Genomic DNA, 12,470 nt, shown 5'->3' on the forward strand with positions numbered 1-12,470 from the left:
CCTCACTTTATCATGTTCTGCTAAAAACACCGAGATCCGCCAGTCTGTGCTATACCTGACCCATCGCAAACCGGGAGATGCATAATGAAAAGACCTGACTGTATTCGGCACTGGCGCGACGTGGAAGGCGCGGATGACTCGACCTACCCCGACAGCGATGAGCTGTTCTCTATCGGCGCACCGCTGGCTCGCAAGCTTGGGCTCGGGCGTATTGGCATCCATCATGAGCGCCTGCCGCCTGGGCGCAGAACGTCCTATCCGCATGCGGAGAGTGACGAAGAAGAGTTTATTTACGTGCTCGAAGGTTACCCTGAAGCCTGGATTAACGGCTACTTGTGGAAGCTGGAGCCTGGCGACAGTGTAGGTTTTCCCGCCGGAACCGGCATCTGTCATACCTTTATCAACAACACGAACGACGAGGTTCGGTTACTGGTCGTTGGCGAGGCCAACAAGAAGCACAACCGCATCTACTATCCGCTCAACCCTGAGTATGCCGCCACGCGGGAAGATCGCTGGGTAGACCATCCCCCACAGTTTTTTGGGCCGCATGATGGAAAACCTGGGAAAAAATAATTTCCTCTTCTATAAATATTGAGGGCCGTCACAAAATATAACAGGCCGTAAGGGAGTTTTACTTAGGGAAAGAAATAGCGGGTCTTTTACTACTTATTCACAGCAATAGTTCGTTCCTGTTTGGGTGATAACAGACAGGGGTTATTTCATAACAGACTATAACGGGCATACTGTGAAAAAAAATTTTAAATTTTCGGTGGTTAGCATTGCTGTCTCCTTATTTATGGCAAATCAGGCGGGAGCAGCCAATACCTGGACAGAATCACGCAGCGACGCCATGGGTGGCACCGGCGTGGCGTCGGGAAGCTATGGCAGTGGGGCGTTAATCAACCCGGCGCTGCTGGCAAAGGCAAAACCGGACGATGATGTGACGGTCATCTTGCCAGCCGTTGGGGTGCAGGTGACGGATGAAGACAATCTTCAGGACGAGATTGATAACATCAACGACAAAATCAATCACTACAAGGATGTGGTTGATAATCTCACGCCACGAGAAATTATCACCAATCCGTTAGGTTCCATTAATCAATTCCAGGGCGCGGCCAAAGATCTGGCCGATGAGCTGGACTATCTCAAAGGCAAAACCGCACGCGCAACGGCTGGTGCAGGGCTTGCGGTGAGTATCCCTAACGATGTCCTTTCCGTCGCCTTCATGGCGAAAGGCTATGCCCATGGCCGGGTGAGCTCGTCTATCGATCAGCAAGACATTGATTATCTGCGTGGTATTCAACGAAGTAATGTGGTGGCGGCCGGTGTTGCGCTGGATGCTGCGCTGAACGGTACGGATCAGATCACCAAGAACCTCAACTCAACGGCGTCCGGCCGGGCGGCGATTGTCTCCGACTACGGTGTTGCCGTTGCCCGTCAGTTTGATCTCGGCGGCGTCCCGGTTTCCGTGGGCGTAACACCAAAACTGCAAAAAACCTGGGTCTATAACTACACCACGTCAATCTACGATTACGACAGTAACAAGTGGAACGATAGCCGCTACCGTACTGACGATACGGGCTTCAACGTGGATGCCGGTATTGCGGCCGATTTCGGCGAACACTGGACCGTTGGCGTGAGCGGACAAAACCTGATGTCGCGTGATATCGACACCAAAGATATCCGTATCCGCAATGGCCGTACGGGAGAAGTGGTAAGCTATAAAGACACCTACCAGATCCGTCCGCTGGTGACCGCCGGTGCCGCCTGGCACAACGATCTGGTGACGCTGACCGCCGATGGCGATCTGACGGAAACCAAAGGCTTCAAGAGCGAAGATACGTCGCAGTACGTGGGTGTCGGTGCCGAGGTGACGCCGCTGAGCTGGCTGGCGGTGCGTGCGGGTTATCGTGCCGACGTGAAGGGTAACGACAGCAATGTCTTTACCGGCGGTGTCGGTTTCGCGCCGTTTAGCACCGTGCATGTTGACCTGATGGGCCTGTACGGTGAAGACGAAACCTGGGGCGCAGGGGCTCAGCTGAGCATGACGTTCTAAAGTCAACCGGAGGCGCTGCGCCTCCGGCTTTTCTTTGTGCTATAGTAGCGCCCCTTTTCCACCAGATGCTTAAAACTTCGCCATGTCGTCAGAATTACAGACCGCTTTCCCTGCACACCGTTTTTCCATTGCGCCGATGCTCGACTGGACGGACAGACACTGCCGCTATTTCCTGCGCCAGCTCTCCCGCCATACGCTGCTGTACACCGAAATGGTGACCACGGGCGCAATCATCCACGGGAAGGGCGACTATCTGGCCTATAGCGAAGAAGAGCATCCGGTTGCCCTGCAGCTGGGCGGCAGCGATCCGGCCGCGCTGGCGCAGTGTGCGAAGCTGGCAGAAGCGCGCGGCTACGACGAGATCAACCTGAACGTTGGCTGTCCGTCCGACCGTGTGCAAAACGGTATGTTCGGTGCCTGCCTGATGGGGAATGCCCAACTGGTGGCGGACTGTATCAAGGCGATGCGTGATGTCGTTTCCATTCCGGTGACGGTCAAAACCCGTATCGGGATTGACGACCAGGACAGCTACGAATTCCTGTGCGATTTCATCAATACGGTCTCCGGAAAGGGTGAATGCGAGATGTTCATCATCCATGCGCGAAAGGCCTGGCTCTCCGGCCTGAGCCCGAAAGAGAACCGTGAAATCCCGCCGCTGGACTACCCGCGTGTGTATCAGCTGAAGCGTGACTTCCCGCACCTGACCATGTCCATTAACGGCGGCATCAAGTCGCTGGAAGAGGCCAACGCGCACCTTGAACATATGGATGGGGTGATGGTTGGGCGCGAGGCGTATCAGAATCCGGGCATTCTGGCGACGGTCGATCGCGAAATCTTTGGCATCGAAGGTGCAGACACCGATCCGGTTGCCGTCGTGCGGGCGATGTATCCTTACATTGAGCGCGAGCTGAGCAACGGTACGTATCTCGGCCATATCACCCGCCATATGCTTGGGCTGTTCCAGGGCATTCCGGGCGCGCGTCAGTGGCGTCGCTACCTGAGCGAAAACGCACATAAAGCCGGTGCCGATATCGAGGTGCTGGAACATGCGCTGCGACTGGTGGCAGACAAGCGATAACTTTCGCTAAAAGTTCGTCAAATTCACCACGCCCTGCGAATTCTCGCGGGGCGTTTTGCTTTAAGAACAACACGTTATGTCTGGCATGATTCTTGTAATGTTTGCAGCATCATTCGGGAACTCGTGGGAGAGCACCATGCTGGAACTACTTTTTGTGATTGGCTTTTTTGTCATGCTGTTAGCAACGGGCATTTCGCTGCTCGGCATTCTGGCGGCTATCGTGGTGGCGACGGTCGTCATGTTTATTGGCGGATTGTTTGCGCTGACGATCAAACTGCTGCCGTGGCTACTGCTGGCCGTGGCGGTGGTGTGGGTGATACGGGCGATTAAATCGCCAAAAGTGCCCAGTTATCAGCGCAATAACCGCTTCCGTTACTAAGGTATTGAGGGGTTCGTCACAGAGTTGTAACTTTTCCGGCAGCATGGCTTAGAACAGAATAGGATTTACTTATCGAATCTGTCACTATGACTGCCGTTAAAGAATTCATCGCGCTGTACCCTACATACAGCCGAACTTAAAAAAAGAAAGGGCTTCCCACGGGAAGCCCAATTTCTTTTTGGGGCTCAGGGAATCAACAAACTCGACCCCTGCGTTGCCCGGCTCTCCAGCACCTCATGCGCACGCTGCGCATCGGCTAGCGGGTATTTCTGCGCTTCTGCCACATCCACCTTAATGACGCCGCTGGCGATCAGAGAGAACAGCTCATTGCTGGCTTCCTCAAGTTCTTCCCGGTTGGTGATGTAACCCTGCAGGGAAGGGCGCGTGACGTACAGCGAGCCTTTCTGGTTCAGGATGCCGAGATTCACGCCGGTGACAGCACCTGAGGCGTTTCCGAAGCTCACCATCAGCCCACGACGCTGCAGGCAGTCCAGCGATGCCTCCCAGGTGTCTTTCCCAACCGAGTCATACACGACACGCACCTTTTTGCCGCTGGTGATCTCCTTCAGCCGTTCGACAATGCTCTCTTCACGGTAGTTAATCACCTGCCAGGCGCCCGCCTGCAGTGCGCGCTGCGCTTTTTGGGCATTGCCCACGGTGCCGATCAGTTTTGCGCCCAGCGCTTTTGCCCACTGACAGGCGATGAGCCCGACGCCACCCGCCGCGGCATGAAACAGGAACTGCTCATCGGGTTTAATTTCATAGGTTTTACGCAGCAGGTAGTAAACGGTTAACCCTTTCAGGAAGGAGGCTGCCGCCTGCTCAAAGGAGATGGCATTCGGCAGCAGGGCGGCTTTATCCGCCGGGACGTTGTGGACGGAGCTGTAAGCGCCCAGCGCAGATTGCGCATACACCACGCGGTCACCCTCTTTAAGATGCTTAACCGCGCTGCCCACTTTGATGACGACACCGGCTGCCTCGGTGCCCAGTCCGCTCGGCATCGACGGAGGCGGGTAGAGCCCGCCGCGAATATAGGTGTCGATGTAGTTTATGCCGATGGCTTTGTTTTCAACCTGCACTTCGTTTTCGCCAGGCGCGGTGGGGGTGAACTCCACCGCGTTGAGTACGTCAGGGCCACCATGCTTGTGAAATTCAATACGTGTTGCCATGATTTCTCCAGAAAGAAATTTAACTGGGGTGACATTAGGGTCGGGTGTCATAATTCAACTTGTATGATAATCTTTCGACCCACTCTTTATCTCGGTAACTCCATTCACTATGGCAGGAAACAAACCCTTCAACAAACAGACTGAACCTCGCGAGCGTGATTTCCAGGTCGCAGGGTTAAAAGTCCCGCCGCACTCGATTGAAGCGGAACAGTCGGTGTTGGGCGGTTTAATGCTGGATAACGAACGCTGGGACGACGTCGCCGAGCGCGTGGTGTCTGAGGATTTCTACACCCGTCCGCACCGTCATATCTTTACCGAAATGGCGCGCCTGCAGGAGTCGGGTAGCCCAATTGACCTGATCACGCTCGCGGAATCGCTGGAGCGTCAGGGACAGCTGGACAGCGTCGGCGGGTTTGCCTATCTGGCAGAACTGTCAAAAAACACGCCAAGTGCGGCAAACATCAGTGCTTATGCCGACATCGTGCGTGAACGTGCCGTTGTCCGCGAGATGATCTCGGTGGCGAATGAGATCGCCGAAGCCGGTTTTGATCCGCAGGGGCGCACCAGTGAAGACCTGCTCGACCTTGCCGAGTCCCGCGTCTTCAAAATCGCTGAAAGCCGCGCCAACAAAGACGAAGGCCCCAAAAATATCGCCGACGTCCTCGACGCCACCGTTGCCCGTATCGAACAGCTGTTCCAGCAGCCGCACGACGGTGTGACTGGGGTGAACACCGGTTATGACGATCTCAACAAGAAAACCGCCGGTCTGCAGCCGTCGGATTTGATTATCGTCGCGGCGCGTCCATCGATGGGTAAAACGACCTTTGCGATGAACCTCGTCGAAAACGCGGCGATGTTGCAGGATAAGCCGGTACTCATTTTCAGTCTTGAGATGCCCTCTGAGCAGATCATGATGCGTTCTCTGGCATCGCTGTCGCGCGTGGACCAGACCCGTATCCGTACCGGCCAGCTCGACGATGAGGACTGGGCGCGCATCTCCGGCACCATGGGCATTCTGCTGGAAAAACGTAACATCTATATTGATGACTCTTCCGGCTTGACGCCGACGGAAGTCCGTTCCCGCGCGCGTCGTATCGCCCGTGAACACGGCGGTATCGGCCTTATCATGATCGACTACCTTCAGCTGATGCGCGTCCCGTCGCTCTCCGACAACCGTACGCTGGAGATCGCCGAAATTTCCCGCTCGCTCAAGGCGTTAGCCAAAGAGTTGCACGTGCCGGTGGTGGCGCTGTCGCAGCTTAACCGTTCTCTGGAACAACGTGCTGACAAGCGCCCGGTCAACTCCGACCTGCGTGAATCCGGATCCATCGAGCAGGATGCCGACTTAATCATGTTTATCTACCGTGATGAGGTTTATCACGAGAACAGCGACCTGAAAGGGATCGCCGAAATTATTATTGGTAAACAACGTAACGGCCCGATCGGGACGGTACGTCTGACCTTTAACGGACAGTGGTCGCGTTTCGACAACTATGCCGGTCCTCAATATGATGATGAGTAATTTCTAAGGAATTCAAATGCAAGCGGCAACTGTTGTGATTAACCGCCGCGCTCTGCGACACAACCTGCAACGTCTGCGTGAACTGGCACCCGCCAGCAAGCTCGTTGCAGTCGTGAAAGCGAACGCTTACGGGCACGGTCTTCTTGAGACCGCGCGAACGCTCCCCGATGCCGACGCCTTTGGCGTCGCCCGTCTTGAAGAAGCCCTCCGCCTGCGCGCGGGGGGGATTACCCAACCGATTCTGCTCCTCGAAGGCTTTTTCGAAGCCACCGATCTGCCAACCATCGCAGATCAGCATCTGCACACGGCGGTACACAACGAAGAACAGCTGGCCGCACTGGAAACCGCTGAGCTGAGCGAGCCGGTGACCGTGTGGATGAAGCTTGATACGGGCATGCATCGTCTGGGCGTGCGTCCGGAAAATGCGGAAGCGTTTTATCAGCGTTTATGCCGGTGTAAAAACGTGCGCCAGCCGGTGAATATTGTCAGCCACTTCGCCCGTGCCGATGAGCCCGAGTGCGGTGCGACCGAGCGGCAGCTGGATATCTTTAATACCTTCTGCGAAGGCAAGCCGGGGATGCGTTCGATCGCCGCATCCGGCGGGATCCTGCTGTGGCCGCAGTCGCATTTCGACTGGGCGCGACCGGGCATCATTCTTTACGGCGTGTCGCCGCTGGAGAATAAACCCTGGGGGCCGGACATGGGTTTTCAGCCAGTCATGTCTCTGGTGTCTACTCTGATTGCCGTGCGCGAACACAAAGCCGGTGAGCCGGTGGGCTACGGCGGCACCTGGATCAGCGAGCGCGACACCCGCCTCGGCGTCGTGGCGATGGGCTATGGCGACGGCTATCCGCGCGCTGCACCCACGGGTACGCCGGTGCTGGTCAACGGTCGCGAAGTGAAGATCGTTGGCCGCGTGGCGATGGACATGATTTGTGTCGATCTGGGTCCTGAAGCCCAGGATAAACCCGGCGACGATGTGGTAATGTGGGGGGAAGGTTTACCCGTTGAACGTATTGCTGAAATCACGAAAGTAAGTGCTTACGAACTTATTACCCGCCTGACGTCTCGGGTGGCGATGAAGTACGTCGACTGAAACGTGTACATAATAGTCCAACGGCATACGCTGCCGTTGGACAAGTAACGCTTATTTCAACACGTTATAAATCGCCTGATTCGTTAAATAATCTGACGCCAGCCCTGACTCTGGACTGAAGCGCGCGCCCTGGATGGATGAGAAGCGTTTTCCTGTGCTGCCCAGTGAGACATAGCGTTCTCCCCCATCGTTTTCCGAAATGGTGTACACCGTTTTCTGCATTTCGGCGAACAGCGGAGCGTTACGCTGAATGGCCTGATGCAATTCCAGCAGCTGCACACCATCAAGATTGAGCTTTTTATCCAGCGTGACCCCCCATCTTTGCAGGCAAACTTCGGCAAAATGACGCACGATCGTGCCGGGTTCATGCACCACTTTTTCCCCGCTATTCCCATTAGCCGACGCATTTCCCACCAGCGTAGCGTGACGACCAGACATAGGATAAATATGTACCTTTGTCGTGCTATCGGTCTGTGGAATGACACACGAGAAACCTTTTGAACGCTCGTGTCGGGCATAGAAAGCCACATACTCCTTCACGTTGCTGCCCAGAGTGACTTTTTCCGCCTGGAAATTACCCATGCCCGGAACCGGATCAACAGCAAAAATATTCACCGGAATTGTCGTCAAAAGGGGATCGGCCAGCATCGCATTCGCAAGCATATGGCAGCTAATTCCGCCCCGGCTCCATCCCACAAGGTTCACCTGAGTGGGCAGAATCTGGCCCTGACGGAAGGTTTTAATGATTTGCTGCTGCAGCGCCTGCTGGGTAACTTTACGGTCACCATAATCATACTTGCGCCACCAAAACGATCCGGTAACCTCAACGTCCTGAATCGGCACGCCCGCCTTTTTGAGCTGCTCATAGTTCTCTTTTGTGAGCTTTTCTCGCTGCCAGTCAACGTGCCCTTTAATAATATTGATCGCGTGCTGAACATTTTCATTCCAGCCGCTGCCCAGAAGCTGGGCCCGAAGCTGAGAATATTCTCCGCTTTTGACCCAAAGTTCATCGCTTTGAAGATTACCGCTTCCCGGGCCATCAAGAATGACCCATTCGGCGAACTCTTTACCCTTGTTATTGGCGGCCAGAGAAGAAATGAGCTCGCCGTTCCAGTAATTAGCATGAGACTCATCAAACTTATTAGAACCAGTACCACAGAAATACACTGTTAGTATTGTCATAAATGACCTCATTGAAATATTAATATGTAGGTGGATGGCACGCGTGCAGTTAAATAATACGTGTCGGCAATATTTCGAGGAATATGCTATTAAGCCCAGGGTATTTTTGATAGCGATAAGTTCGTTCTTAATTAAATATGGCTATGTTTAATGTGTAGCACTGCTTAACTTTTTGCTTAGGCATATGACATTTGCCTTATGCCGAATGCTGTTTTTACAGTTCTGCAATAGCACGCATACTTAATTTCGGAATAAGTTAGTTGAATAATCAAAGAAAATAGATTTCACACGGGGTTATGCTACAATGAACATATTAATGATCGATGAATTACCGATCTTCATTCACGGTATGAAAACAGAGCTGGAACGCGTAATGCCGGAATGCACTGTTTTTTCAGCGAACAACTTTGAAGATGCACACGCAATTTTAACCTCTATGCCAGTCAGCATTATTTTGCTGGATGGTGAAATGAAATGCCGTGATTTTATCACAAGTTTGATGTCAAACTGGCCTGAGCTACCGATCGTGGTAATGTTACGAAAAACGACGGATAAGATATTCAACTTCTACATTCGTCAAAGCATTAAGGGCATTTTTACTAAGGATCTTCCCGCCGAGAAAATCAGCCAGATACTTAGCATGGTTTCCTCGGGTGTTGTCTGCTTTCCGGAGCAGGCCGTGATTCAGCGAGAACAACCCACTGGCGGTTTACCGATTCATACTCTGAGTCGTCGGCAGAAGGAAGTGCTCAAGCTGCTGGCGAATGGAGGAACAAATAAGCAGATCAGCAGACAACTGAATATCAGTGCTGGTACGGTCAAAGTTCATCTGGAATCCATTTTTCACCGATTGCAGGTCAACAATCGAACACAGGCTGCAATGCTCTATTTTAAATATATGGGCAATTAGGCCGTTTTTGTAAGACGCAGGATTGGTATCAAACTATGTTTAGTGAAAAGCGCGACAGGCTGAATACTGTCGCGCTTTTTTTAATGATACTGAGATTTGAAATAGTATATCACGACCACCAGCGTTCCAAAGTCCTGCAATAGCCAGAAGGGAAAACTGTCACTCAGTATATCAGCCCCAGTAAGGATAAATTTCATGTTTAAACTGCTCTCACCAAAAAAGCCAAAGGCGAGGGCAGCTAAGCCGACTTTACACATTACCGGCAGAGCATGGACTCTTCGACTATAGGCTGCAAACAAAATGAGCAGCGAGGTGACAAGGTCGACGAGGATAATAAAGGGAAGAACCCAGCCATTCATTATGTTAAGCATTTACTCTCCATCGGGTTTGTTATGGGTTAAATCAGGCGGAGAAAGTGACTCGTGCCGGACTTTGCTTTTGATGACGCTGGCGACATCAAAAATATCGCGTTGTTCGTGCCGGCGGAAAAAGTTTGCCAGCCAGACGATCAGACCATTACTCATTGCCCCGAGGATATAACCTAAACCAAGTGTGATATCGGCCTGGTTAAGGTCTATCTTTAACCAGCGGGCTGATAAGCCACCCAATGCGACGGCCGCACCCATGCTGATTCCGCCAAAAATAATGCCTGCCATAAATCGGCTGTGCTGATGCAGCCGCTGCGGTTGCCAGAAAAACGAGATACTGACGCCGCCAAATAAGCCTGAAAATGCCAGCAAGGCTTCGCTGATGAGGGTCGGGAGATAGATGTCAGACATACATTCATCCTCTGCAAGGATAAACCCCCTCGTAAAAGGGGATTTATTATCGTAACGGGCGCTTATTATTGGCAGGGATCCAGCTCAACAATATGCTGATACTTATCGGTAGTGATAAAGCGCTGTTGCCCTGACAGGCTGTAAATCAAACGTTCAGGAGAGCGATACCCCTTTACGACATCCACATCCGCGCTAAGCCAGGGCTGACCGGCAGGAAGAGCGCTATGGCTGTATTTGTCGCCTCCGATCCATTTTTGATGAGTGAGTTTCAGCCCCCAAAGTGATTCGCTTTCACTCCCCGACCAGCCTAGGCGTTTGGCTTCTTCCGACGTGATATAGCGGTCGGGCAGGCGACCAAAATTTTTGATATGACGAAGGGTTGTCGCCAGCTCGGTCACATTATTGACGGGCGGTACACCCTGAGAAGATAAAAAGGCGTTAGCTTCCTTTATTTCATCTTCGCAGGTTGGCATGGCGGCAGTAGCCTGTAAAACGGCGAATAAGGAAGCAGAAAGAACGGCCATTTTCACTTTGAATAATGATTTCATTGTGTTTTTCCTGTCGAGTTAACTGAGAAATAACTTCATTTCCGCCTCGCGGCGACGCGTCAGACCGGCCAATACCTTCCCGCCTGCCTTATTCCAGCTTTTGAACTGCAGTGCGGCACCCTGAACATCGCCCGCGTTGAATTTTTTGAGCAGCGTTGATTTCTTTAAATTGCCAACGCCGAGGTTGAAGGCGAAGGAAACCAGCGCGTCGAATTGCGCCTGCGTTGCTGGCTGGTTCAGCAGCTTTTTCACGCCGTCCTCGGTGCGTTTCAGATCTTTGCGCAGCAGATCTTTGGCTTCACCGGTAGTAATTTTGGTGAGCTTTTCCATCTCCTCTTTGAGGATCAAATGGCCATAGCCGATGGTCCATAAACCTACGGCATCGCGATATCGCTCCAGCTTCAGCCCTTCAAACTGGCAAATCAGCTGAATACCCTTGTCACCTGTACGTTCTGGTTGTTTGTGCATTACGGAGTCTCCTCTGCTTTCGGACGGGGAATCACCTTGTTGGTGTATTCGTCAATCAAGCGCATAACGCTTTCCGGTGGCTCAAGCGCGGTAAACTGCATCTCCACATCGACGTGGCGGCTGTCACGCCCGCCTTTGTTATCGCTGGAAGGCGAAAGGCTGACGTGAAAGCGACCAAATTCGTTTTCACCGGACTGGCGGGAAGGTGCCTGCATGCCTTCCGTGCGGATAGTCAGGTTGACCTTCATTTTCTCCAGCATCAGCCCGCGCGGCGTTGAGAGCGCGACCAAGGGCAGGTCAAAGTAGTGCTTTTCATCCAGTGCAAGCTGTACCGTGCGTGGAACCAACGAACCGTCCTCAGCAGGTTCGAAAAAGGGATCCAGCGCTTTCATATACTGCTGAGCAATCAGTTCGTTGGCCGCCGTGGCCGCGTACTGCATCCCGCGCGTGATATCTTCAAGCGAGATCGGCACGCCGGGAATATCGGCTGGCGGCGTAGGGGGCGTGTTTTCCTGTACCGGCGGCGTGCCTTCATCCCCTTTGCCCGTCCTGTTTTCCGGCTCTTCATCCTTGCCGCCGCGCAGCCATTTTTTAAAAGACATATTTCGCTCCTGGAAAAGGGGCTACCCGGGTAGCCCCTGCGTTACGGAATCGCACGTATGTCGCGGCGTGGAAGATTATTGCGCGGCGACAGGCTTGGTTTTGGCGTTGGTCAGGTAGTCAATTACGCGCTGCAGAGCTTCTGGTGGCTCCTGGCGTTTGATCTGGGTATGAATGGAGTATTTCGCGCGTGTATCGGTCGAACGGGTCTGCTCCGATTTATGGGAGACCTTGCCGGTCATTTTGGCTTTAAAGACACCCCAGCCGACGGACGCTTCCACGGAGGCCTCCGCTTCGGTACTGCTGGAACTGGCTTCGCTCTGGCTCACTTCCAGCTCAAAGTCGATGGTGCCGTCTTCGATACAGATGATAGGGTGCGTGATCGCCGCCAGCAGCGGAATGCTCATCTTGCGGGTCACGCTGCCTTTGTTCACGCCTTGTTCGTCTACCACGGTTTCGTCGTAGTCGAACTCGATCGCGACGGCTTTGCCGTCTTTAATGCAGACAGAGAGCAGGAAGTCGGTATAGGACTTGCTCGCCTGAACCTGTGCTTTGATCATCGCCTGCAGCGGACCGCCGATCATATGCTCCAGCGGCAGGGCGTTAATAACTGAACCAATAAATTGTGAATCCATGATGTGAACTCCTTGAATCAGTGAATGCGCGGTTGCGCAGGAGTCACA

At 53.2% G+C, this 12,470-nt stretch carries 15 protein-coding genes; 7 read left to right on the forward strand and 8 right to left on the reverse strand.

What is annotated here, in order from left to right:
• Window positions 1-84 precede the first annotated feature (84 nt).
• The 4 genes from F3J31_RS20750 (at window position 85) to pspG (ending at window position 3,513) form a co-directional block, all read left to right on the forward strand.
• Window positions 85-573, forward strand: coding sequence for a cupin domain-containing protein (locus F3J31_RS20750; protein WP_045909167.1), 489 nt, complete (start codon window positions 85-87; stop codon window positions 571-573).
• 172 nt (window positions 574-745) lie between these two features.
• A complete protein-coding gene (locus F3J31_RS20755; RefSeq protein WP_167215066.1) occupies window positions 746-2,056 on the forward strand; it encodes a conjugal transfer protein TraF in 1,311 nt (436 codons plus the stop codon).
• A gap of 82 nt (window positions 2,057-2,138) precedes the next feature.
• Complete coding sequence (gene dusA / locus F3J31_RS20760; protein ID WP_167215070.1) at window positions 2,139-3,134, forward strand: tRNA dihydrouridine(20/20a) synthase DusA; 996 nt, start codon at window positions 2,139-2,141, stop codon at window positions 3,132-3,134.
• A gap of 136 nt (window positions 3,135-3,270) precedes the next feature.
• A complete protein-coding gene (gene pspG / locus F3J31_RS20765) occupies window positions 3,271-3,513 on the forward strand; it encodes an envelope stress response protein PspG (RefSeq protein WP_008503373.1) in 243 nt (80 codons plus the stop codon).
• Window positions 3,514-3,698: 185 nt separating this feature from the next.
• Here the strand turns inward: pspG and F3J31_RS20770 are convergent, their stop codons facing one another.
• Window positions 3,699-4,682 carry a quinone oxidoreductase gene (locus tag F3J31_RS20770; RefSeq protein ID WP_048226446.1) on the reverse strand — a complete coding sequence of 328 codons (984 nt, stop codon included), beginning with the start codon at window positions 4,680-4,682 and terminating at the stop codon, window positions 3,699-3,701.
• Between the two features lie 109 nt (window positions 4,683-4,791).
• Between F3J31_RS20770 and dnaB the strand changes: the two genes are divergently transcribed.
• Window positions 4,792-6,204 (forward strand): replicative DNA helicase, encoded by a 1,413-nt coding sequence (gene dnaB / locus F3J31_RS20775; RefSeq protein WP_008503375.1) that lies wholly within the window; start codon window positions 4,792-4,794, stop codon window positions 6,202-6,204.
• A 16-nt stretch (window positions 6,205-6,220) separates the two neighbouring features.
• Window positions 6,221-7,300 carry an alanine racemase gene (alr, locus tag F3J31_RS20780; protein ID WP_111967852.1) on the forward strand — a complete coding sequence of 360 codons (1,080 nt, stop codon included), beginning with the start codon at window positions 6,221-6,223 and terminating at the stop codon, window positions 7,298-7,300.
• A 51-nt stretch (window positions 7,301-7,351) separates the two neighbouring features.
• Here the strand turns inward: alr and F3J31_RS20785 are convergent, their stop codons facing one another.
• Window positions 7,352-8,494 carry an ENY2 family protein gene (locus tag F3J31_RS20785; protein ID WP_240152779.1) on the reverse strand — a complete coding sequence of 381 codons (1,143 nt, stop codon included), beginning with the start codon at window positions 8,492-8,494 and terminating at the stop codon, window positions 7,352-7,354.
• Between the two features lie 304 nt (window positions 8,495-8,798).
• Between F3J31_RS20785 and F3J31_RS23475 the strand changes: the two genes are divergently transcribed.
• Window positions 8,799-9,392 carry a response regulator transcription factor gene (locus F3J31_RS23475; protein WP_240152780.1) on the forward strand — a complete coding sequence of 198 codons (594 nt, stop codon included), beginning with the start codon at window positions 8,799-8,801 and terminating at the stop codon, window positions 9,390-9,392.
• Between the two features lie 80 nt (window positions 9,393-9,472).
• Here F3J31_RS23475 and F3J31_RS20795 read toward each other — a convergent pair whose 3' ends face one another.
• From F3J31_RS20795 to F3J31_RS20820, 6 genes are all read right to left on the reverse strand, one after another.
• Complete coding sequence (locus F3J31_RS20795) at window positions 9,473-9,763, reverse strand: hypothetical protein (protein ID WP_111967849.1); 291 nt, start codon at window positions 9,761-9,763, stop codon at window positions 9,473-9,475.
• The gene (locus tag F3J31_RS20800; protein ID WP_023334172.1) at window positions 9,764-10,171 is read right to left on the reverse strand and encodes a hypothetical protein; all 408 of its coding nucleotides are present in this window, start codon (window positions 10,169-10,171) and stop codon (window positions 9,764-9,766) included.
• Window positions 10,172-10,236: 65 nt separating this feature from the next.
• A complete protein-coding gene (locus tag F3J31_RS20805; RefSeq protein ID WP_167215073.1) occupies window positions 10,237-10,719 on the reverse strand; it encodes a ribonuclease domain-containing protein in 483 nt (160 codons plus the stop codon).
• A gap of 18 nt (window positions 10,720-10,737) precedes the next feature.
• Window positions 10,738-11,187, reverse strand: a complete 450-nt coding sequence (locus F3J31_RS20810) for a lysozyme (protein ID WP_167215076.1) — start codon at window positions 11,185-11,187, stop codon at window positions 10,738-10,740.
• On the reverse strand, window positions 11,187-11,789 hold the full coding sequence (locus F3J31_RS20815) for a DUF2589 domain-containing protein (protein ID WP_167215079.1): 603 nt from the start codon (window positions 11,787-11,789) through the stop codon (window positions 11,187-11,189). The genes F3J31_RS20810 and F3J31_RS20815 overlap by 1 nt, the downstream gene beginning before the upstream one ends.
• Before the next feature lie 75 nt (window positions 11,790-11,864).
• Window positions 11,865-12,422 (reverse strand): DUF2589 domain-containing protein, encoded by a 558-nt coding sequence (locus tag F3J31_RS20820; RefSeq protein WP_045335167.1) that lies wholly within the window; start codon window positions 12,420-12,422, stop codon window positions 11,865-11,867.
• Window positions 12,423-12,470: the final 48 nt, after the last annotated feature.

The sequence above is a fragment of the Enterobacter sp. Acro-832 genome (assembly GCF_011752745.1).
Taxonomy (GTDB): domain Bacteria; phylum Pseudomonadota; class Gammaproteobacteria; order Enterobacterales; family Enterobacteriaceae; genus Enterobacter; species Enterobacter quasiroggenkampii.